20 protein-coding genes are annotated in these 22,550 nt (G+C 38.8%); 12 read left to right on the top strand and 8 right to left on the bottom strand.

From position 1 onward, the window contains the following. Nucleotides 1-40: 40 nt before the first annotated feature. The 3 genes from AC07YT_RS04455 to AC07YT_RS04445 all read left to right on the top strand — a co-directional run bounded on the left by AC07YT_RS04455 (nucleotide 41) and on the right by AC07YT_RS04445 (nucleotide 3,538). Nucleotides 41-1,138: a Nif3-like dinuclear metal center hexameric protein gene (locus AC07YT_RS04455; RefSeq protein WP_086548452.1), complete on the top strand. Its 1,098-nt coding sequence runs from the start codon at nucleotides 41-43 to the stop codon at nucleotides 1,136-1,138. Further along, the gene (locus AC07YT_RS04450) at nucleotides 1,138-1,881 is read left to right on the top strand and encodes a zinc ribbon domain-containing protein (protein ID WP_086548451.1); all 744 of its coding nucleotides are present in this window, start codon (nucleotides 1,138-1,140) and stop codon (nucleotides 1,879-1,881) included. The genes AC07YT_RS04455 and AC07YT_RS04450 overlap by 1 nt, the downstream gene beginning before the upstream one ends. A gap of 169 nt (nucleotides 1,882-2,050) precedes the next feature. Continuing rightward, complete coding sequence (locus AC07YT_RS04445) at nucleotides 2,051-3,538, top strand: YfgM family protein (RefSeq protein ID WP_086548450.1); 1,488 nt, start codon at nucleotides 2,051-2,053, stop codon at nucleotides 3,536-3,538. Here AC07YT_RS04445 and AC07YT_RS04440 read toward each other — a convergent pair. The 3 genes from AC07YT_RS04440 to AC07YT_RS04430 all read right to left on the bottom strand — a co-directional run bounded on the left by AC07YT_RS04440 (nucleotide 3,535) and on the right by AC07YT_RS04430 (nucleotide 7,220). Continuing rightward, a complete protein-coding gene (locus tag AC07YT_RS04440; protein WP_086548449.1) occupies nucleotides 3,535-4,611 on the bottom strand; it encodes a 3-oxoacyl-ACP synthase III family protein in 1,077 nt (358 codons plus the stop codon). The genes AC07YT_RS04445 and AC07YT_RS04440 overlap by 4 nt on opposite strands. 78 nt (nucleotides 4,612-4,689) lie before the next feature. Next, nucleotides 4,690-5,343, bottom strand: coding sequence for a response regulator (locus AC07YT_RS04435; RefSeq protein WP_086548448.1), 654 nt, complete (start codon nucleotides 5,341-5,343; stop codon nucleotides 4,690-4,692). Then, nucleotides 5,343-7,220 carry a sensor histidine kinase gene (locus AC07YT_RS04430; RefSeq protein WP_086548447.1) on the bottom strand — a complete coding sequence of 626 codons (1,878 nt, stop codon included), beginning with the start codon at nucleotides 7,218-7,220 and terminating at the stop codon, nucleotides 5,343-5,345. The genes AC07YT_RS04435 and AC07YT_RS04430 overlap by 1 nt, the downstream gene beginning before the upstream one ends. A 149-nt stretch (nucleotides 7,221-7,369) precedes the next feature. Between AC07YT_RS04430 and AC07YT_RS04425 the strand changes: the two genes are divergently transcribed. Both AC07YT_RS04425 and AC07YT_RS04420 read left to right on the top strand, forming a co-directional pair. Then, nucleotides 7,370-8,362 (top strand): hypothetical protein, encoded by a 993-nt coding sequence (locus tag AC07YT_RS04425; protein WP_086548446.1) that lies wholly within the window; start codon nucleotides 7,370-7,372, stop codon nucleotides 8,360-8,362. Between the two features lie 211 nt (nucleotides 8,363-8,573). Beyond that, nucleotides 8,574-9,680, top strand: coding sequence for a lipid A-modifier LpxR family protein (locus AC07YT_RS04420; protein WP_086548445.1), 1,107 nt, complete (start codon nucleotides 8,574-8,576; stop codon nucleotides 9,678-9,680). On the opposite strand, the gene AC07YT_RS04415 is transcribed toward AC07YT_RS04420, so the two are convergent. The 3 genes from AC07YT_RS04415 to rsfS form a co-directional block, all read right to left on the bottom strand. Then, nucleotides 9,681-10,325, bottom strand: a complete 645-nt coding sequence (locus tag AC07YT_RS04415) for a LutC/YkgG family protein (RefSeq protein WP_029274908.1) — start codon at nucleotides 10,323-10,325, stop codon at nucleotides 9,681-9,683. Between the two features lie 64 nt (nucleotides 10,326-10,389). Next, nucleotides 10,390-12,405: an ATP-dependent zinc metalloprotease FtsH gene (ftsH, locus tag AC07YT_RS04410; protein ID WP_086548444.1), complete on the bottom strand. Its 2,016-nt coding sequence runs from the start codon at nucleotides 12,403-12,405 to the stop codon at nucleotides 10,390-10,392. Nucleotides 12,406-12,432: 27 nt separating this feature from the next. After that, nucleotides 12,433-12,807, bottom strand: a complete 375-nt coding sequence (rsfS, locus tag AC07YT_RS04405) for a ribosome silencing factor (RefSeq protein WP_057930976.1) — start codon at nucleotides 12,805-12,807, stop codon at nucleotides 12,433-12,435. Between the two features lie 44 nt (nucleotides 12,808-12,851). Here rsfS and AC07YT_RS04400 point away from each other — a divergent pair, with 44 nt between their 5' ends. The 4 genes from AC07YT_RS04400 to pfkA all read left to right on the top strand — a co-directional run bounded on the left by AC07YT_RS04400 (nucleotide 12,852) and on the right by pfkA (nucleotide 16,904). Then, nucleotides 12,852-13,628 carry a biotin--[acetyl-CoA-carboxylase] ligase gene (locus AC07YT_RS04400; protein WP_086548443.1) on the top strand — a complete coding sequence of 259 codons (777 nt, stop codon included), beginning with the start codon at nucleotides 12,852-12,854 and terminating at the stop codon, nucleotides 13,626-13,628. Between the two features lie 7 nt (nucleotides 13,629-13,635). Next, nucleotides 13,636-14,085 carry a protein-disulfide reductase DsbD domain-containing protein gene (locus AC07YT_RS04395; protein WP_086548442.1) on the top strand — a complete coding sequence of 150 codons (450 nt, stop codon included), beginning with the start codon at nucleotides 13,636-13,638 and terminating at the stop codon, nucleotides 14,083-14,085. 148 nt (nucleotides 14,086-14,233) lie between these two features. Beyond that, complete coding sequence (locus AC07YT_RS04390) at nucleotides 14,234-15,928, top strand: protein-disulfide reductase DsbD family protein (protein ID WP_086548441.1); 1,695 nt, start codon at nucleotides 14,234-14,236, stop codon at nucleotides 15,926-15,928. Next, complete coding sequence (gene pfkA / locus AC07YT_RS04385; RefSeq protein WP_086549464.1) at nucleotides 15,921-16,904, top strand: 6-phosphofructokinase; 984 nt, start codon at nucleotides 15,921-15,923, stop codon at nucleotides 16,902-16,904. The genes AC07YT_RS04390 and pfkA overlap by 8 nt, the downstream gene beginning before the upstream one ends. 84 nt (nucleotides 16,905-16,988) lie before the next feature. Here the strand turns inward: pfkA and AC07YT_RS04380 are convergent, their stop codons facing one another. After that, the gene (locus AC07YT_RS04380; protein ID WP_025141635.1) at nucleotides 16,989-17,312 is read right to left on the bottom strand and encodes a heavy metal-binding domain-containing protein; all 324 of its coding nucleotides are present in this window, start codon (nucleotides 17,310-17,312) and stop codon (nucleotides 16,989-16,991) included. A 173-nt stretch (nucleotides 17,313-17,485) separates the two neighbouring features. Here AC07YT_RS04380 and AC07YT_RS04375 point away from each other — a divergent pair, with 173 nt between their 5' ends. Continuing rightward, nucleotides 17,486-20,584, top strand: a complete 3,099-nt coding sequence (locus AC07YT_RS04375) for a DUF2135 domain-containing protein (protein WP_086548440.1) — start codon at nucleotides 17,486-17,488, stop codon at nucleotides 20,582-20,584. Between the two features lie 61 nt (nucleotides 20,585-20,645). Here AC07YT_RS04375 and AC07YT_RS04370 read toward each other — a convergent pair whose 3' ends face one another. After that, complete coding sequence (locus AC07YT_RS04370; protein ID WP_494945181.1) at nucleotides 20,646-21,167, bottom strand: 5' nucleotidase, NT5C type; 522 nt, start codon at nucleotides 21,165-21,167, stop codon at nucleotides 20,646-20,648. A 144-nt stretch (nucleotides 21,168-21,311) separates the two neighbouring features. On the opposite strand from AC07YT_RS04370, the gene AC07YT_RS04365 reads away from it, so the two are divergent. After that, entirely contained in the window at nucleotides 21,312-21,857 is a 546-nt protein-coding gene (locus tag AC07YT_RS04365) for a 30S ribosomal protein S16 (protein ID WP_086548439.1), read from the top strand. A gap of 119 nt (nucleotides 21,858-21,976) precedes the next feature. Then, nucleotides 21,977-22,504 carry a ribosome maturation factor RimM gene (gene rimM, locus AC07YT_RS04360; RefSeq protein ID WP_086548438.1) on the top strand — a complete coding sequence of 176 codons (528 nt, stop codon included), beginning with the start codon at nucleotides 21,977-21,979 and terminating at the stop codon, nucleotides 22,502-22,504. Nucleotides 22,505-22,550: the final 46 nt, after the last annotated feature.

Raw genomic sequence — 22,550 nt, 5'->3', positions numbered from 1 at the left:
ACAATAAATAGGAAAAATACATTATCTATATATTTATCAAATGAAATTAGCCGAAATAACGAACTATTTAGAAAGCATCGCACCACTTAATTATCAGGAAGATTATGACAACTCTGGTTTAATTGTTGGCGATCCGAATATGGAAATCCGCGGTGCTTTGGTCGCTTTAGATTGTGTAGAAAAGATTGTAGACGAGGCGATTTCGACAGGCTGCAACCTGATTATTACACACCATCCAATTGTTTTTAAAGGTTTAAAAAAGCTCAACGGTAAAAATTATGTGGAACGGGTAGTGCTTAAAGCCATTAGAAATAATATTGCGCTTTATGCCATCCATACCAATCTTGATAGTATCCATACCGGCGTAAATGCGAGGATTTGTGAGCGTTTAGGCTTAACAGGTACCAAAGTACTTTCACCTAAAACAGGTCTTTTGAAAAAACTGGTTACCTATTGTCCGCAGGCCCAGGCAGAGCAATTGCGGTCTGCATTGTTTTATGCGGGTGCAGGCAATATTGGCAACTATAGCGAATGCAGTTTCAATGCCGATGGTTTTGGTACATTTAAGGGTAACGAAGATTCAGACCCTTTTGTGGGTGAAAGAGGAATTCGTCATCGCGAGGCAGAAGTGCGGATTGAAATGGTTTACCCTACACAAGCCGAACGCAAAATTCTGGTTGCACTGTTCGAAAACCATCCTTATGAAGAAGTCGCTTACGATATTTACAAACTCGAAAATAAACACCAGCTGGTGGGCTCGGGTATGGTGGGCTGGCTGGAGTATGATATGGATGCCTATGATTTTTTACACCTGGTAAAAGACAGGATGCAGGCCAAAGTGGTTAGGCATACCGAGGTAATTGGTAAAAGAATCAAAAAAGTGGCCGTTTGTGGTGGCTCAGGAAGCTTCCTTTTAAAAGAGGCCATTGCTGCGGGGGCGGATGCTTTTATCACTGCCGATTTTAAATATCACGAGTTTTTTGATGCAGAGGAAAAACTGATCATTGCCGACATCGGACACTTTGAAACTGAACAATTTACCTCAAATTTATTGCTTGAAATTATTCAGAAAAAATTTACTAACTTTGCAATCCGTTTAACGGAGCAAAATACAAACCCCATAAATTACTTGTTTTAATGGAACAAACCGTAGAACAAAAGCTAAAAGCTTTATACGAATTACAAAATATCCACACCAAAATTGATAAGATCCGCCAGGTACGTGGTGAATTACCAATGGAAGTAGCCGATCTTGAGGATGACGTTTTAGGATTAGAAACTAGAATTGCAAAAATCAAAGGCGAACTTGATGATCTTGAGGATTCAATCGTAACCCGTAAAAATACAATTAAAGATGCGCAAGCAGCCATCAAAAGATACGATACTCAATTAAAAGAAGTTAAAAACAACCGTGAATACGATGCTTTAACGAAAGAAATTGAGATTCAAGGTTTAGATATCCAAGTTTCTGAAAAGAAAATTAAAGAACATGGTTTCGAAATCACTTCTAAAACTGAAATCTACGAAGCAGCTAAAGCAGAGTTAGATGGCAGAAAGAAAGATTTAGACATTAAAAAAGGTGAACTTGATGTAATTACTGCTGAAACTGAAAAAGAAGAGCAAGATTTACAAAAGAAAGCAGATAAAGCGGAGCCTCAGATCGAAGAACGTTTATTGGTTGCCTACAAACGTTTACGCAAAAATGCGGTAAATGGTTTAGCAGTCGTAACAATCGATCGCGATTCTTGCTCAGGTTGTTTTAACCAGATTCCACCTCAACGTCAGTTAGATATTCGTCAGCGTAAAAAAATTATCGTTTGCGAGCACTGTGGTCGTATTTTGGTTGATGAAGCTTTAACTCACGAAGTAGCAGAAGCCTAATCAATAGCTTAAAATTTTTAAAACGTCCCGATTTAATCGGGACGTTTTTGTTTTGGCCTATTTTTGTTTACGCAAAACAAGAGTACGATTTTAGCGTTTAATGTAGATATTTGTTTAAATGTGAATTACTGTTGCTATAGCGCAGGATCAAACTGAAATATAATCCCGAATGACTAAAATCTTCCCTGTTTTTGCGTTTTCTGCTCTTCTCCTGTTACCGACATCTTTATTTGCAAATTTCGACTTTAACAACAATTGCCTAAATGCGTATAAAAGTATATTCGAACTTAAATTAGGCAATGCGAGAGCTTATATCTCCACAGAGAAAAAACAACACCCCAATAATTCCATTATTCCGCTTTTAGAAAACTATGTAGATTATTTTACGGTTTTAACTTCTGAGAGCAAAGCTGATTTTGACCGCCTGAAAGGCAACAAGTCTACACGCTTAGATCAGATAAGTGATGATGATAAAAGTTCGCCCTATTACCTGTATGCGCAGGCAGAAATTAATTTACAATGGGCGCTCATCCGTGGGCGTTTTGGTGAATATTTCAACGCAGCTATGGAAGTTAAGAAAGCAAACAGTCTTTTGCAGGAGAACAATAAAAAGTTTCCGAACTTTCACCTGAACTTAAAGGGGCTGGGGCTGATTAATGCGGTTCTGGGAAATCTTCCGGATGGCGCTTTAAAAACAGCTTTATCTACTTTTGGAATTAAGGGAAACCTTCAGAACGGATTAAATATGTTCGAAAAGCTGGCTGATAACCTACCTAAATCTTCCTACGAACCTTTTTACGAGGAAGTGGTGTTTTATTATGCCTATGTATTAACCGATGTGGCACATAGCCCGCAGGCCTATGCCAAAACCATAAAATATACCGATCGAATTGCCGATACCAGTTTACTGAAAAGTTATTTGCAGAGTTATGTGTGCATTAAAAACGGGCATAGCGAAGAAGCCATTGCTATTTTAGCCAAACGGCCTGAAGGCGGCGTCTATCAGCCTTTTCCCTACTTAGATTATCTGGAAGGAATAGCGCACCTGAATAAACTCGACCTTAACTCGGCAACCTATTTTAACCGATTTTTGCAGGCCACCAGGGGCGTTAATTTTGTGAAGGACGCTTATCTTCATTTGGGCTGGATCTCGCTTCTGAAAGGAGATAAGGCGGCTTATGCGGCATTTGCAGCCAAGGCAGTTAAAAACGGATATACTTACATGGAAAAGGACAAGCAGGCAAAAGCGGAAGCTACCGCAGGAACGCCAACCATTGACCTGTTAAAAGCCCGGCTGTTGTTTGATGGTGGCTATTTAAGCAGGGCCTTGCAGATACTTGATGATAAAAAAGCGGCTGATTATACCAACGATAAGGATAAAACGGAACTGAACTACCGTTTGGGTAGGATTTATGACGATTTAGGGAAGGACGATCAGGCGTTAGCAGCCTACCAGCAAACCATTAATGAAGGTAAAAATCTAAAATATTATTTCGCTGCAAATGCAGCGGTACAGATGGGAAAGGTTTACGAGAGAAGGAAAAATAACGTAAAAGCGAAAGAGGCTTTCAATACAGCCATTGCCATGAAAAATCATGAATTTGAAAGCAGTATTGAAAGCCAGGCTAAGGCCGGATTAAAACGGTTAGCGAATTAGAAGCGGTGTATAAAAGCATTAATGTGCATCCCTGCTCCTACTGAAGCAAAAACAGCTACATCGCCAGCCTTAACTTTATAGCCTTTAACTTCGCCTTTTAATACCAGGTCTAATAAGGTTGGCACAGTGGCAACCGAACTGTTTCCTAACCATGAAATCGTCATTGGAACCAAATTTTCAGGCACCGTATCTTTACCATAAAGTTTGAACAAACGTTTCATGATAGCGGTATCCATTTTGCCGTTGGCCTGGTGAACGAATACAATATTTACATCTTCAACACTCAAACCCGCTTTATCAATGGCTTTTTTAATTACCTGGGGTACCTGGATTACCGCAAATTCGTACAGCTTACGCCCATTCATTTTCAGGTAAAAGTTTCCGCTGGTCTCATCGGGATGAGATCCTTTACCCATGGTGAGTAAATTACCATGATTAACGGCGTGTGTTTCTGTTTTATGTGCTAATATTCCTCTTTTTTCTGCTGATTCTTCTGCTTCGAAAATTACCGCTCCGGCACCATCCGAAAAAATCATGCTATCACGGTCATGCGGATCGATAATACGGCTTAAGGTTTCTGCACCAATCACCATAACACGTTTTGCATCGCCGCTTTTAATATAATAATCTGCCTGTATTGCACCCTGAACCCAACCCGGGCAACCAAAAATGATGTCGTAGGCAACGCAGTCTGGATTCTCAATTCCTAACTGTTGTTTCACCTTTGAAGCTAAAGACGGCAAAATATCAATGCGGTTGCTACCCAAAGGGATATCACCAAAATTATGGCAGAATATAATATAGTCTAAAGTTTCTTTATCAATACCTGCATTTTCAATGGCTTTTTCTGCAGCTTTTGCGCCGATATGATTGCTTAACTGCTCGGGGCAGGCGTAGCGTCTTTCTACGATTTCCGTAATTTCAGAGAATTTGTCAATGATCTCTGCATTCTCTTTCTCCAATCGGTTACCATTCTCAAAAAACGTAGAATTTAAGAATTCACGACCAGAAATAATATTCTGTGGGATATAACTTCCAGTGCCGGTAATTACCGTATTTATTGCTCTGCTCATAATTATAATACCGCATACTAAAACGGTATGTAGTATAAAAATATCAATTATATTCGGTAATCGAAAATAAATTTAATTTTAACGAAACTTATTTTCAAGCGCAAACTTTAATAATCCAGCTTTTCCGGTTACGTTTAGCTTCTGTACCATATTTTTACGGTGTGTATCAACCGTGTTTAAAGCTATAAATAATTTTTGGGCAATTTGTTGTGACGAATAGTCTTCGCTTATTAATTTCAGAATTTCCATTTCCCTTGCAGTTAAATTGTGGCTTTTTTGGAAATGATCGCCATCGTTAAATGCCGATGATGCCTGAGCATCAGGTTTTATTTTCTGGAAATATTTTTCTCCTTGCTGTATACCCCTTATAATTTTAAATAATGTTTCGGCATTGGTATCTTTTTGAATAAAGGCCATTACCCCAATGCCTTCGAGCTTTACCGCTAGCTTTTCAGTGTAATACATCGATAAGACCATTATTTTAACAGCAGGGAATAATTGTCTGATTTTTTCAGCAGCAATTTCGCCATCTAAAACCGGCATGTTCAGGTCAAGAATTAAAATATCAGGTACCTGGTTGTTCAGGAGATGTAAAACCTCTTTTCCGTTCGATGCCATCCCGATTATTTTAAAATTGGGCTGTTCAGAGAGAATGGCCGATAAGCCTTCGGCAAACAGTTTATGATCATCAGCGATCATCAACGTGGTGGGTTTCTGTTGAATCGTGTCCATTATTTTAGCGGAATATCAATAGTTGTTGTGGTACCGTTTTGATTACTGTCGACATGGATTTTGCCGTTAAGGTAATTTACCCTCGATAGGATATTTTGCATCCCTAAACCCTTTTTGTCTTTATCGGGATTAAAACCAATGCCATTATCTTCGGCCATAATGCTAATTCTTTCGTCGAAAGATAAAATCTGTATGGTTGCCTTTGAAGCAAAAGAATGCCTAATGATATTGTTTACCAGTTCGTTAACAATCCGGTATATGGTAATTTCCATTCCGCTTTCAATAGGGTGTTCAACCTGGAAAACAAATTCGAATGCAATTTTACCAGAGTGGTTCAGGGTTCTGAAATGCTCATTCAAGGTTTCAATCAGACCATATTGCTCAAAGTTTTTCGGCATTAAATTGTGCGATATTTCCCTTAAATCGGCGCATGCCTTTTCAATCATGCCAATGGTCTGGTCATAAAATACGCGGTCATTTTCAGTAAGTTTTAAAACTTTGTGCTGAAAAGCGGTGATATTCAGTTTTATTATGGAAAGTGTGCCGCCGAGGTCATCATGAAGATCGCGGGCCAAACGCGTGCGTTCATCTTCCTGCGCATTAAAAATACCATCTGCGAGGTCTACCTGATGTTTGCTTTTTTCTTCCAAAAGGATTTCTTTTTCTTTTTTTAGAAAGTTATAACGTTGTGTTAAAGCAAATGAAAGGAAAATGATTTCGGCGGTTAAACCCACCACTAAGCCATTTGGCTTTAATAGGTTAAAGTTGGTAAGCCCTAAGGTGTTAAAAACATAGTTAAAAACCCCAAATAATAACATTACAGTTGCAATAAAATAATACCAGCCCAACTTATAACCTGCCCTTATCCTTTCCACTACACAGATAATAATAATGATTACCGTAAGGAGCGCAAGAAAATTGTTAATGTAAAAAACCGTTTTCTCTAAGAGAATAAATGATTTGAACAGCATAAATACCGGAATGATGGACATGGCCCAGCAAAACTTTTTATAATAGTTGGTAAAGCGGTATAATCGGCTATTGGTGCTGTTTTGGTTAACAAACAGCTGCATCACCTGGATTAACAGGCCACAGCTTAGTGATGCCATTATTAAGCGCATATAATCCTGGAGACCTGGTAAATTTGGATAGAACCATTGAAAGGCCAGTCCCTCCTCTTCCAGGATAAAAATTAGGGTGCAAAAAATGTAAATGGCATAATACAGGTGGATATTATCTCTAACAGAAGCAAACAACAACAGGTTAAAAATCACAGCAAAAACAAAAATGCCCGTGTAGAAACCAAACAGCGTGTGCTGCGGAATTTCCGCCTGAATAATATCAACATCGCGTCCGATTGATATTGGCATGTACATGTTCTGTCCTCGTTTATCGGCCCACAAATAAAAAGTGGCTTTTTCATGCGGTAAAAGAACCATTGGATAAATAAAACTTCTGTTGCGATAAGGGCGTTGCTTAAAAGGAAAATGATCGCCTGTTAAGCCTAAGGGATAAATCTTTCCCTGCTGATCTACTTTAAATAGCTGGAGCTGGTTAATGCTTGAGCTCTGCTCCTTAAACATGAGGTGCACCGATTGATTTAAGGTATTTTCGATATCAAAAGCAACCCAGTAATAAGATTGGGTGTAACCTTTACTAAAAACTTTTCCTGGTGTTAATGGCAAGAGTTTACCGGCCTGTTTATATTTTATAATAGAATCGATACTGAGGTTTAAATTTTTATCCTCATAAAAATAGCCATGTTTGCTAATATTGAATTTTTTAGCCGTATCGATTAAAATTGGGTTGCCCTGTTGTGCAAAGCACATGCAAAACGGATGCACGAAAAATAAGAATAGCAGGAAAACTTTATTCATTTTTTTGAGAGAATTAGTGGCGTGTTTTAAACTACCAGTCAATATTTCATAAATATAGGATATAAAATAAGCACTAAATATACCGAGTATAGGGTATATAAATCACTTTAGCTGTCGATTACTTTTACATCAAATTAAACGACTTAAAAATGAAAAGTTTCTTAACTATTATCTTGCTCCTGTTTATGGTACAGGTGGCAAGCGCCCAATCGCATGTTTCTAAAAGTGAATACGCCCGTTATAACTGCAGATTTGCGCCTAAAGGCTGGAATAACGCGGAGGGAAAACTGATGTGCCCTGCTTGTGACAAAGAAAAAGAGGATGCCCGTAAAAAGAAGATAGCGGATGATAAGGCCGCTTCAGACGCTAATAAAATTAAAAATGAAAAGCTTAAAGCGGAAAACGCAATTGCTTCTAAAAAGAAACAGGCTGAAATTACCGCTAGAAATAAGGTAACTGAAGTGCATGTTACTATGCCCAAAACCATTGCAACGGAGAACAAAAAAGCCGAACCTCCTGTAAAGAAGGGGCCTGTTAAACTAGCTAAAGATATAGAGCTATATGCTGGTTGGGGAATGGGGATGTTTACGCACAACAGTCGGACAAATTTCTTTTTAAATGAGAATAAAGATACGGTATTAAAGAGTAACGACTATTTGGAAACCTATGCGGTGTGGCGCGAAAACAAAGATAATTTTCCAAAGAACATTGGTATCGTGCTTTTAAAGGAAACCAATACAATATCAAATGGAAGAGAACAGAATGTTGCCGACATAGTAGACCTGAAAGGGAAAAGGTATTTTAACGACAAAACCATTAGTACCATTTTCCATCTGGCAGACGATTATTTTGTGGTTTGCAAAAGCCCAACCCTTCCTGAGTGGCGCTCTTATGGAAATAATTATACGGGATATGAAAATGTTGAAATTTACAACCTTAAAACCAAAAAAAGCATAAAACTAGATAAAGATGCCGGCCGATTTGTAAGCATATCGATTTATGTTGGTGGTAGAAAAATGCCGGGTGAGCCTGATCTTAAACCTTTTCTTTCGCGCGTGTACACCAACTATGATGAAGATGTGTATTGCCTGAATGCCAATAGAGAAATGGTGGTTAAAAAAGTACTAAAAGCGGATAGGTAGCAGCAGCCTCTAAGATATGTGAAATTGCTGATGTAGAGAATCTGTTCCATCGACTCTAAGTAGATAAAGACAATTCTGCTTCAGCAATTTCATTGTCTGCTGGATAAATGTACCAATATGATAAATTTCAGATTGGTATATTTACTTGTCTGCACTTTACAAACAATTGTGGTAATAGCACCATTTTAAAACAGAATAATTAAGCTCTCTTATGAAAACGATTATCGTTGCGTTATTATCAATGGTTTTTTTTGTGAATAACACGAATGCTCAAGGAACTGAAGAATCCATCCATCGCGTTGGTGTTGTGATCAATCAGGACTATTTTTTAAAATTTGTTAAGCCAGGCCTGAACCAGGATAGAAATTATACCATGGGGGCTGCCCTGCCGGTTTTTCAGTACGCTAAAATGGGCGAAAAGGGATGGGTATATGCGCCACATCGGTTTTTGGCCAAATCTATCCTAGGAAAATCGGTAACTAATTATAGGCTTGCGGATGCGACAGTTATGCTCGCAAATACGACATTTACACCGCTCTATCTTGGTAATCTACATGATCCCGAGAGTGAATATAAACGTAAAAATGACCGACCTTTTGCAAGTTTGAATTTTATTGGGACAAGCTTTGGTGTAAAGCAAGATTCGGGGAATGAGTTATTATCGATAGGAATAAATGTTGGTGCTATAGGATTAGATGTTTCTAAGGCATTTCAAACAACTGTTCACAGAGATCATTGGTTTGGTACGGTAGCCGACATTCCTTACGGCTGGGAAGATCAGATATCGGATGGAGGTGAACCCACGTTGCTGGTATCAGGGAAATACGATTGGCTCATTGTTGGGAAATCAGACGGCTCAGGTAATAATAAAGGCAATTTTCAGCTTAGTGCCAACACCGAGCTACGCCTGGGTTATTATGTTAGTGGCAGCGCCGGAATAAACACCAGAGTTGGACTCTTGGATAAAAGAAACTGGGGAATGAATACCTTACCGATCAGCAGTGGTTACAGCATCGTTTCTTCACAAAAAAATCCTTTTGAACTATTTCTTATGGGTGGATTAAAGGGAAACAGCTGGCTTTACAACGCCTTATTGATGGGGCAGTTTAGGAATAGCCCATATACACTAAGCTTTAAGCAGCTTAATAAATTTACGATGGAGTGGAATTTAGGCGTAGGTACCAAAATACCATTCTGCAAAAACCGGGCAATCAGGGCATCGGTAATGGCTGTTGGACGTTCGCCTGAGTTTAGTACCGTAAAAGAATTTGAAAGATGGCACTCCTGGGCCGATCTACAGCTTTATTACGAATGGTAATTAACTAAAATCATCAATCAAGAACACAAAAAGCTCTTTAGGACCGTGCGCACCTAAAACCAATGTTTTTTCGATATCCGCAGTTCTGCTGGGGCCTGTAATGTTGCTGATCATGGATGGGATTTGATTACCATACTTATTCTTCAATAACAGAAAAGCATCTTTAAGATCTAAAACCAACTGACTTGTTTTGGCAATCACAATATGGTGATGCGGGAAGATGCTGAGTCGTCTTCCTGCAGCACCCTGGTTGGTTACCATTACACTCCCATTGCGGGCAATTAAGGCTTCGCAAAGGGTAATGCCCACCTCAGCCTGTTCAAAATCTTTATCGGTTTGGTAAAAAGGAAATTCGTATTTGCTTAAAAACTGCTGAAGTTCTGGTTCCCAGCAGTAGATTTTGCGCCATTTAAACTTATCGGCCAGCTGCAACATGTTTTCAAAAAAATCAATCCCGTCCTCACAAAAGATAAAGTTACCGGATATAGCAGTAAGCTGCTCGGCAAATAGTACCTCCAGCTCATCTGTATTTTTTTTATACAATTGACTTTCCTCTAAATTAGGATAAGGGTTTTCGCGCTTCTCTAATAGTGCTTTCCTTATCTTTTTTAGTATTTGTTCCTTCGCTGTCGTATTATCCTTCATTATAAAAAAAAGCTACCCTAATAATTAAACTAGGGTAGCAAATGTAATAATAGAAATTATTTATTTATGCTTCTACCGGAGTAATATGTCCGGGAGTTCCGCTTTCTCCCTGATTTTCGAATAATCTTTTACCAAAAATCACTTCTAAATCGTCTTTAAATAAAACTTCTTTTTCGATCAGGATATCTGCCAACTGGATCAATTTATCTTTATTTTCTTCTAATAAATTAATTGCTCTTTGATATTGGCCTTCAATTAATGCCGAAATTTCTTTGTCGATCGTTAAAGCGGTATCCTCTGAATAGGGTTTAGAGAAGTTATACTCATTCTGACCAGATGAATCGTAATAAGTAATGTTTCCTAATTTCTCATTTAAACCATAAATGGTAACCATTGCCCTGGCTTGTTTATTTACTTTTTCTAAATCGCTAAGTGCGCCGGTAGAAATGGTATCGAACATTACTTTTTCTGCTGCTCTACCACCCATTGTGGCACACATTTCATCAAGCATCTGATGAGGACGAACAATTAAGCGTTCCTCCGGCAAGTACCAGGCAGCACCTAAGCTCTGTCCGCGTGGAACAATCGTAACCTTAACTAAAGGCGCGGCATGTTCTAACAGCCAGCTTACTGTGGCGTGACCAGCCTCGTGAATAGCAATAGCGCGTTTTTCACTCGGTGTGATGATTTTGTTTTTCTTTTCTAAACCACCTACAATCCGATCTACAGCATCCAGGAAATCTTGTTTGTCAACTGCCGATTTGTTTTTACGGGCAGCAATTAATGCCGCTTCATTACAAACATTTGCAATATCTGCTCCTGAGAATCCTGGCGTTTGTTTAGCTAAAAACTCGGTATCAAGTTCTTCTGATTTTTTTAGTGGCGTGATGTGAACTTCGAAAATTTGTTTACGTTCGATAACATCCGGTAAATCAACATAAATCTGTCTGTCAAACCTACCCGCTCTTAATAAAGCTTTATCTAAAACATCAGCACGGTTAGTGGCGGCTAAGATAATAACATGTGTATTGGTGCCGAAACCATCCATTTCAACTAAAAGTTGATTTAAAGTGTTTTCGCGTTCATCATTTCCACCCATTACACCGTTTTTACCACGCGCACGGCCAATCGCATCAATCTCATCGATGAAAATGATACAAGGTGATTTATCTTTTGCCTGTTTAAACAAGTCGCGCACACGTGATGCACCTACCCCTACAAACATCTCTACAAAATCAGATCCTGATAAAGAGAAGAAAGGAACCTGAGCCTCGCCTGCAACCGCTTTAGCCAATAAGGTTTTACCGGTACCTGGCGAACCAACCAATAAAGCACCTTTCGGAATTTTTCCACCCAGGTCAGTATATTTTTTAGGATTTTTAAGGAAATCTACAATTTCCATTACCTCAGTTTTTGCTTCTTCTAAGCCTGCAACATCGTTAAATGTAATGTTTACCTGGCTTTCTTTGTCGAATAAAGTAGCTTTAGATTTTCCGATACTGAAAATCTGACCACCACCTCCGGCGCCACCGCCCATTCTGCGCATCATAAAAATCCAGAAGCCGATTAAAAGCAACACTGGTAAAATAATGCTTAAGAACCAGCTGGCTAATGGATTGCTGCGACTGGTTTTTTCTGCCAATACCCTTGGTTGGTTTGCTGGAAGATCTTTTTGCGAATCGGCAAGTTGTTTGTCAAGGCCATCCATGGTGCCGGCATTGAAAAATACAACCGGACTTGCAGTATTATTTACACTAAAAGTGCTGGTGCTTTTATAGGCATCGTACGCCGGTTTTTTTAAGCTGTCTTTTTTAATATAAACCTCTACCCGGACTAAATCATCAGATTTATAAGCGACAACTTTTTGAACGTCACCCTTAAGTAACATCTGTTGTTCAAACTTTTGGTAAGTAACCTCTTTACCACCATCAGTAGTAAATAAAAACTGCGCCGCTATAATTGCGATGATAATGGCCGCATAAACCCAGAAAATATTAAATTTTGATCCTTTTTGTGGTTTTTTGGGGATGTTTGGAATCCTCTTCCCTTGTTTTTCGTTGGTATTTTGATTGTCGTTCATTTGTCTTTGTCAAAATGGTTCTATAGGTTATGCGCTTTGATAATTTGTGCTTTCAGCATCCCCCCAAAGTTCTTCTATGCCATAAAAGTGGCGCTTTTCGGTTTTAAAAATGTGCACAACCACATCGAAATAATCAAGAATAATCCAATCTGCTGATTCGAAACCTTCTTTATGTCTGGGATCGGCCTGAGTGGCTTTATATATTTCTTTTTCTACACTATCGGCAATAGCTTTTACCTGCGTACCAGAGTTGGCGCTCGCAATAATAAAGTAATCAGCTACTGAAGTATGAATATTTCTAAGATCTAACCGCACAATATCTTCTCCTTTTTTCTCCTGTATGCCGTGAACGGCTAACTCAGAAAGGTATGTAGAAAGGGCTACTATTTTCTTTTTTACCATTAAAATGCTTTAATTTTGGAATTACAATATTATAAATTCAACACTTGCAAAATAACACTTTTTCGACACTATTTGTTGGTCAAAATTTAATCAAATTAAAAGAAGTTGATTCTACTAATAACTTTTTAAAAGATTTGGTGTCAAAATCCGAGCCATTAGCCGAAGGGACTGTAATTATGGCAGATAATCAGTTTGCAGGAAGAGGACAGCAGGAAAGCGTTTGGCAAACCCAGGCCGGGAAAAATATTAGCACAAGCATTTATTTAAAACCTTCTTTTTTGCCCCTTGATAAGCAGTTTTATTTAAATATAGCCGTTAGTTTGGCTGTTAGTGATGCTTTATCTTTTTTTATACCAGATGGGATAAAAGTAAAATGGCCGAATGATATGTATTACCAGAATAAGAAATTAGGCGGAATATTAATCGAAAATACACTGACAGGCAGTTCTATTAAATCATCCGTAATTGGCATTGGTTTAAATATAAATCAATCCGAATTTTCGGATAATATTAGCCATCGAGCTACTTCCGTCATTCAAATTTTACAAAGAGATGTGCCTTTAATGGATATTATGGATAAAATATTCATATTTATGGAAAAATACTACTTAATTTTGAGGGCCGGGAAATATGGTATTTTACAAAAGGATTACCTTTCAAAGCTTTATAACTTTAATATCCCGGCGTTGTATATGCAAAATGGAGCGTTTTTTGAAGGTACAATAAAAGGAGTTGAAGATGGCGGTAGGTTAACTGTTGATACGAAACACGGTTTAAAAGCCTTTAACTTTAAAGAAATTGAATTTACACACACAAAATAAACACATAATGAAAAAAATCACATTAGTACTTTCGATGGTGCTTTTTACCATTGCAGGTGCATTTGCTCAGATCGAAAAGCCTGTTACCTGGGCCTATTCTGCTAAAAAAGTAAGTAAAACGGAAGCCGTTATCTATTTAAAAGCAACTATAGAAGATAGATGGCACATCTATTCACAGAACGTGAAAGACGGTGGTCCGGTAAAAACTACTTTTACATTTACACCCTCAAAAGATTTTAGCCTGGTTGGTAAAACGATTGAGCCAAAAGCCATTGTAAAATATGAAAGCACTTTTAAAATGAACGTGAGTTATTTTGAAAAAGCCGTTATTTTCCAGCAAAAAGTAAAATTGAATAAAGGTACAACTGTTGTTAAAGGCGTAGTAGAGTTTATGGTTTGTAACGATAAACAATGCCTTCCACCAGAGGAAGTTGAATTTAGCATTCCGGTTAAATAGTTGAAACAAAAATATTTACAAACAGTCCCGAATTTTCGGGACTGTTTCTTTTTAAAGTAAAATCTACGTGGTGTAGGGCTTAAGAAAAAATCGTTTCTAAAATTATTCTTAATTTCACGGTTTCAAAACACACACACAAAACACACAAATGAAAAAGGTCTTATTATTGTTGTTAATGGCTACAATGTTTATGGCATTGCCTGCCGTTAAGAGTTACGCTTTAGTAACACAAGACACCACAGCAACTGCTCCTCCTGATGATATTGTTTTTACCGAAGTAGGCTCTGCACAGGATAGTGCAGCAAACAGCGCCGTAAAAACGGTTAATGATACGGTTAAAAAGGATTCCGCCAAAGTAGAAAAAGCTTCGGTTGCTGCAACTGTTGCTCCGAAACAATCGCTATGGGTAACCTTTGGCTTAGGGCTGCTGGCTGGTATAGCTGCTTTTTTTCTTCCATGTATTTTCCCTATGGTTCCACTTACCGTTGGTTTTTTTACCAAAAGGGCTGAAAGCAGGGCAAAAGGAATCAGGAGCGCCATCATTTATGGCCTATCCATCATTGTAATTTATGTTGGTTTAGGTGTAATTATTACCTTGATCTGGGGTGCAAGTGCATTAAATGAAATATCCACAGATGGATTTTTTAATATTTTTATCTTCCTTATCCTGATTATTTTCGGGGTATCATTTTTAGGTGCTTTCGAAATTACCTTGCCAAGTTCATTTGTGAATAAACTTGATGCAAAATCGGATGCCAAAGGCTTAAGCGGGATATTTTTTATGGCAGCAACCCTAGCGGTTGTTTCCTTCTCTTGTACAGGCCCGCTAATTGGAACCTCATTGGTGGCCATTAATACTGACCTGTTAACGCCTGTAGTGGTAATGTTTGGTTTTTCACTATCATTAGCGTTGATTTTTACCATGTTTGCCATTTTTCCTAGTTTAATGACGGGCTTGCCAAAATCTGGAGGATGGTTAAATTCGATTAAAGTTTTCCTTGGTTTCTTAGAGTTGGGATTATCGTTAAAATTCCTTTCTACTGCCGATTTGGCCTACCACTGGGGAATATTAGACCGGGAGATTTTCCTGGCCATCTGGATTGTGCTCGCTTTAATCCTGGGTGTTTATTTACTGGGAAAAATTAAATTCTCTCACGATAGCGATCTTCCTTATGTTTCTGTACCGAGATTATTTATTGCAACAGCAACTTTTGTATTTGCCATTTATTTAATCCCTGGCTTATGGGGCGCACCCTTAAAAGCAGTAAGTGCATTGGTGCCACCTTTATCAACTCAGGATTTTGTAATTGGGCAAGATAGTGGTGCTGGCTCGAACGCTGGCGCAACACCTACGCATGCAAAAAGGAAATATTCAGAATTCCTGCATATTCCCCATAATATTGATGGATTCTTCGATTACCAGGAAGCACTGGCTTATGCTAAAGAAGTAAAAAAACCATTGTTTTTAGATTTTACAGGCCATGGCTGTGTAAATTGTAGAGAAATGGAAGCCAGGGTATGGTCTGACCCAAGAGTGCTTAAAAAATTAAAAGAAGATTATATCGTTGTATCGCTTTATACAGATGATAAAACAAGTTTACCCGTTCCAGAGCAATTTGAGTCTAAAATTTTAGGAACCAAAGTGAATACTGTTGGCAAAAAATTTAAACATTTGCAGGCCGAAAGATTTAATACCATTTCGCAACCATATTATGTACTTTTGGGTACTGATGAAAAAGAATTAGTTTCGCCTCCTATTGGAGTTGAATTTGATATAGATAAATATTTGCAATACCTGGATAATGGATTATCCGAATTTGCTAAGAAACAAACAAATGAATAAGATTAAGAATATTGGCGTTTTAACCTCTGGCGGAGATTCGCCAGGCATGAATGCCGCAATCAGAGCTGTTGTTAGGGGCTCTATTTATTATGACATTGAAGTAACCGGCTTTATGCGGGGATACGAAGGGCTGATCAACAATGATTTTATCCCTATGGACCGCAAATCTGTAGCGAATATTATTCAACGTGGGGGGACCATTTTAAAAACAGCCCGTAGCGAAGCATTTAAAACCGTAGAAGGCAGAAAAAAAGCATACGAAAACCTGAAAGCCAATGGAATTGATGCCTTGGTTGTAATTGGTGGTGATGGAACATTTACAGGAGCCAATATTTTTTCTAAAGAGTTCGATTTCCCGATTGTAGGCCTGCCGGGCACTATTGATAACGATTTGGCGGGTACCGATTTTACCATTGGATACGATTCTGCGATTAATACGGTTATCGATGCGGTAGATAAAATCAGAGATACAGCCGAATCGCACGACAGGCTTTTTATTGTTGAGGTAATGGGTCGCGACTCGGGGCTAATTGCTTTGAGAAGTGGAATCGGTGTTGGTGCCGAAGCCATCATGATTCCGGAGGCAAATATGAATGCAGACGATATTTTGCACAAGTTAGAGCATAGCCGTAAGGATAAGGCATCAAAAATTATTATTGTTGCCGAAGGTGATGATACTGGTGGTGCATTTAAAGTTGGTGAAATTTTGCAGGCAAAATACCCACATTACGATACAAAGGTTTCGGTTCTGGGGCACATTCAGCGCGGGGGTAAACCAACCTGTATGGACCGCGTATTGGCCAGTCGCTTAGGCGTTGCGGCGGTAGAAGGTTTAATTAATGGTGAAAGTGGTGTAATGGCTGGCCAGATCAACCGCGAAATTGTTTTTACTCCTTTTGATCATGCGATCAAGCACATCAATGCCGAGAAGGTGAGTTCTAAATGGTTAAAACTAATTGATATTCTTTCGTTTTAAACGAAAATAGTTTATAAAAGAAAAGTCTTTCCCGCACCGGAAAGACTTTCTTGTTTTTGCTTAGTTTCGCAATAAGCAAATTTCTTAATCTTCTAAAATTACAGCGGTGCCATTGGCGCTCACCATTAACATGCTTCCACCGCTTCCTACAGTTTCGTAATCTAAATCTACACCAACAATAGCATTTGCACCAAGGGCTGCTGCATATTGTTGCATTTCGTTAACTGCAGTATCTTTCCCCTCTCTTAAAACGCGTTCGTAAGAACTCGATCTTCCCCCTACGATATCCGTTATTCCTGCAAATAAATCCTTAAAAATATTTGCCCCAATAATCGTTTCTCCGGTAACAAGACCAATATATTTTACAATTTTTCTGCCCTCAACCGTGGGCGTTGTAGTGACTAACATAGCTTCAGTTTTAATAATTAGAACAAATTTTTTTAGAAATGTTACATTTTTTAGAAAAGTCAATTTCACTTTAGGCTGGCAATGGCGAATGTTAAATCAAATAAAATGTGTTTCGCGTAAAATAAATTTATGCAATCGGGAATGCTTTTGCATCACTATTTAAAATTACCATTATGAAACCTTCTAAAACCTTAGTCCTCTTTGCCTTATTATTGATTGGATCTTTCGTTCAGGCGCAAATGCCCGTGTTAAAAGTACAACAAGCGGTAACCGGCGAACAAAAAGATGCCGTTAAACTTAAAAAGTTAAATATTGATGTGCAGATTACAGGAAATGTGGCGACCACGGTAATGACCATGACCTTCCACAACAGTAGTAACCGCATTTTAGAGGGTGAACTCACCTTTCCAATGCCGGAGGGGGTAAGTATAAGCCGTTACGCTTTAGATATTAACGGGAAAATGCGCGAAGCTGTTCCGGTAGAAAAAGCCAAAGCAACTGAGGTTTTTGAAAGTATTGAGCGGAGAAGAGTTGATCCGGGTTTGCTGGAGAAAGTAGAGGGAAATAATTTCCGTACCAGGATTTATCCCTTGCCTGCCAATGGCAGCAGAACCATAATGGTTGGTTATGAAGAAGAGCTCGGATTTAACAATAACAACGTTTTAAAATATCATTTACCGCTCGATTACAACCAGGCAATTGAAAGCTTTACACTAAAAACCACTGTTTTCGAAAGCATCATCAAGCCTGAGCTTGGCGAACAGCCCGACGGCAGCTTCGATTTAAAGGCCAATGGCAATACCTATGTTGGGGAGATCAATAAAACCAATTATCAGCCTAAAAAAGGTCTGACTATCAATCTGCCAAAACGAAATGATCTGACCGAGGTGCAAATGCAAAAAGCATCAACAGGTTATTATTTTCTGGTGAATGTTTTCCCTAAAGCCGAGAGTCGCAAAAAACAGTGGGGTAATCAAATCGGTTTAATATGGGATGTTTCTTTAAGTGGTCTTCAGCGTAATACGGAGAAGGAAATCGAACTCTTGGATTTGATTATCCAACAGAAACAAAATTTAACCATACAGTTGGGCTTGGTTAACAATGGCTTTAAAGATGCAGGAACTTTTGTAATCTCGAACGGTAATTGGACACCATTAAAAGATAAACTGAATCATCTGGTATATGATGGAGGTACAAATTTCAGCGCCATCAACACTAAAAGCCTGCAGGCCGACGAATATATCTTATTTACTGATGGACTATCTACGTTTGGAAAAAATACGGTTAACTTAAATAAACCTGTCCACTGCATTAATACAGCCCTTAAAGCTGATTATAGTACATTGAAATTGATCAGTATGAAAAGTGGCGGACAGTTTGTAAACCTCAATTCCACTTCTGTTACAGAGGCTTTTAAACAATTGAACCAGCAAAACCTTCAGTTTTTAGGGATTAAAAACGGCGCAGATGTAAGGCAGACTTATCCGTCAATGAAAGTAAATGTAAACGGACATTTCTCTCTGGCCGGCATTATGAATGAGTTTAACACCGAATTTACGTTGCAGTTCGGCTTCGGAAATACAGTCATTTCAGAACAAGTTGTTCGGTTAAATGTTACGGAGCATGCTTTAAGCAGCATTGATGTTAGCCGTATTTGGGCACAGAAGAAAATTGCTGAAATGGACATTCAATATGAAGATAATAAGGACGATATTAGTGTTTTAAGCAAACAGTTTGGTATCGTTACCCGCAATACCAGTCTTATCGTTTTAGAAAACCTTGATGATTATTTGCGTTATGATATCGTACCACCCGTTGAATTGCAACAGGCCTATAATGCGGTTTTAAAGCAACGGAGAACGGCTATTTTAGAACGTAAAGAAGATTTGATCAATGCGGCGGTAGCCATGACCAAAGAGCTGAAAACCTGGTGGAATACCGATTTCTATTATAAAGGAACAGAAAAGAAGAAAGAGGGCTATCCTGATCCGCGGCGAAGTGATGTAAATGGAGATCCCACAGCGAATATTGTCATCTCAGATCCGGTTGGCGAAGAGAGAAGAAGAGATCAGGCTGCCGACCAAGCGCGTGCGAGATACAGGGCCGAGTCTGCAAGTCAGGTAAGAATGCCTGCTGCGGTTGCGAAACAGGCATTAACCAATAATGAAGCTAACGCGCTTAATGAAGTTGTGGTCGTGGGATATGGTACTCAACGAAAAACAACTGTTACGGGCTCCGTAGCAACCATTAGTGGAAAGGATTTACAGCAAAGTTCATCTACAGATGTAATGAGCCAGCTTCAGGGCAAGGTGGCTGGTCTGAATATAACCCGCTCCAGGACCATAGCAGAAAACCAGCCGGCTATAATAATTCCCGAATTTAAAAGCGATAAGGATTATATGAAAAACCTGGTGGGAAAACCAGATAGTGCTTATCAGGCTTATCTGAAAATGCGTTCGGCTTACATGAGTACGCCTATGTTTTATTTTGATGTGGCCAATTGGTTTTATCAACAGAAGGATAGCGTTAGGGCACTGACCATTTTAAGTAATATTGCTGATCTGGATCTCGAAAATGCCGATTTATATAAAACGCTAGCCTATAAATTAAAACAGACCGGTAATTATAAAGATGAGATTTTTATCACACAGAAGGTTTTGCAATGGCGGCCAATGGACGCTCAAAGTTATCGCGATTATGCCCTGGCCTTAGCCGATGACGGGCAGTACCAAAATGCCTTAGATAACCTCTATAAGGTACTTACCCAAAGTTATAATACGCAGATTGCTGATCGCGACCAGGGAATTGAAGAGATTGTGATTTCCGAAATCAATAATCTGATTGCCAAACATGGCAATAAATTAAGTACCAAAGGAATTGATAAAAGGTTAATTCAGCCATTGCCAGTAGATGTACGCGTGGTGCTAAACTGGAATAAAAATGATACCGATATCGACCTCTGGTTAACCGACCCAACAGGCGAAAAAGGATTTTATGGAAACGCGAAGACAAAAATAGGTGGCAGGATTAGCAACGATTTTACTTCAGGTTATGGTCCTGAACAATTTATGATCAAAAAAGCGATCAAGGGAAAATATAAAATAGAAGTGAACTATTACGGCGACAGGCAGATTAACATTAGCGGCCCAACAACCGTAACCGCCGAGATCTATACCCGATATGCAACAGGTAATCAACAAAGAAAAGTAATTGTGCTGCCAATGGCGGCTGGAAAAAGCGGGGGAAATTTGGTCGGGGAGTTTAATTTTTAGAAATGATATTGATTTTTCACATTCATGGGCGTCGACTTAAGTCGACCCCTATGAATTAATATTACAATAACAATCCAGCAACCTCCTCCCAGGTATTAACGCGCTCGTATTCGGTTACCAGTAAATTATGCGGAGAGGTAAACAATAATGGCCTGCCGGCAAAATTCACAAAGTTTTTAGTGCGGTCGTCGATAATAATGTCAACATTCACAATTTTATTTCCGCAGAACATGATGTGTTGCCAATCGATGAAAGGAAAATGTTCGGCCATCCAGTCGTATTTATCAAGCAATGAATTACGGAACTCCATCGCTGCAGAAACAATGTAAACATCATATTTCTCTTGTAGCGCCTTAATTACCCGCTGGCTATCGGCAATAACTTCAAGATCGCGGAAAAAGCCAGGTTCATTTATATATTCGAACCATTTCTGGTTCACATCCTGCGGAACATGGTGGTAGATTTCGTTTCCGGCATCAATTTTTAAATCTAAGGGAACATTAAAATCCCGGTTGTATAGTTTAATAAATTTTCCAAGGGGATCGGCAATCACCTCGTCCATATCAATCGCAATTCTTTCCATTTTGTATCTGCAAATATTTTGGCGCAAATATCCTGAAAACAAAGAAATTAAACTATGTTTTTAATTTACAGTATTTTAGTTATCTTTGCAGCCCCGCAGCATGAAGCTCCGGGAACTATGTTGAATACATAAATACAAAAAGAAATGGCAACTAAAATCAGATTGCAAAGATTCGGTAAAAAAGGAAAACCTTTTTTCCACGTTGTGGTAGCAGATTCTCGCTCTCCACGTGATGGTAAATTTATTGAGCGTTTAGGTTCTTATAACCCAAACACCAATCCTGCTACCATCGAAATTAACTTCGAAAAAACTTTAGCTTGGGTAAACAGTGGTGCACAACCAACTGATACCGCTCGTGCTATCCTTTCTTACAAAGGTGTTTTATACAAAAAACACTTAGAAGGTGGTGTTAAAAAAGGAGCTTTAACTCAAGAACAGGCAGATGAGAAATTTGCTGCTTGGTTAGATGCTAAGGCTGGTAAAATCTCTGGTAAAACAGAAGGTTTAGCTACTTCTAAAGCAGATGCGCGTAAAGCAGCATTAGCAGCAGAAGCTAAGAAAAAAGAAGATAAAGCAGCAGCTATCGCAGCTAAAAATGCACCAGTTGCAGAAGAAGTTGTTGAAGAAGAAGTTACTGAAGAAGCACCAGCTGTTGAAGCTGAAGCAACTGAAGAAGAAGGAGCAGAATAATTTTAATTATTTTGTCTCACAAAATAGCGTTCCGGATATTCGGAACGCTATTTTTTTAATACCCCCTGCCCCTAAAGGGGGGTGTTAAAAAGTCCCCTTTAGGGGATTTAGGGGTAGTTATGAAACACGAAGAAGCATTTTATATAGGTTACGTTACCAAAACAAGGGGTTTAAAGGGAGAAGTTCAGGTATTTTTCGAATTTGATGAATACGAACAACTCGAATTTGATGTGGTATTTGCCGATATGAATGGTAAGCTTGTTCCCTATTTCGTGGCTTCGGCAAAACTACAAGCCAATAAAACGGGCTATTTCAACTTTGATGATGCTGACCATATCGATAAGGTACAGCCGCTATTAAAAAAGAAATTATACCTGCCCCTGGCGCAAATGCCCGAGCGCGAAGAAGGAGAATTTTTCTATACCGACTTTAAAGGATATTTAGCCATTGATGAAACTTTGGGCGAACTGGGCGAAATTGTGGAGGTGAACGAATATCCGCAACAATTTGTGGCTACCGTGATGTATAAAGAAACCGAAATCCTGTTCCCGCTAAACGAAGATTTCATTGTAGAATACGATGAGGATGAAAAAACACTAACCCTCGATTTACCAGAAGGTTTGCTGGATGTTTACTTAATGCAATAGTAAATTTAACAAGAAACTTTTTTTGTGGTTTTTCGTTCTATCTGTT

This window comes from Pedobacter sp. GW460-11-11-14-TSB4, assembly GCF_059423705.1.
Note: the sequence above shows the minus strand (reverse complement) of the source record. Positions and strands in the feature narration are given on the sequence as shown.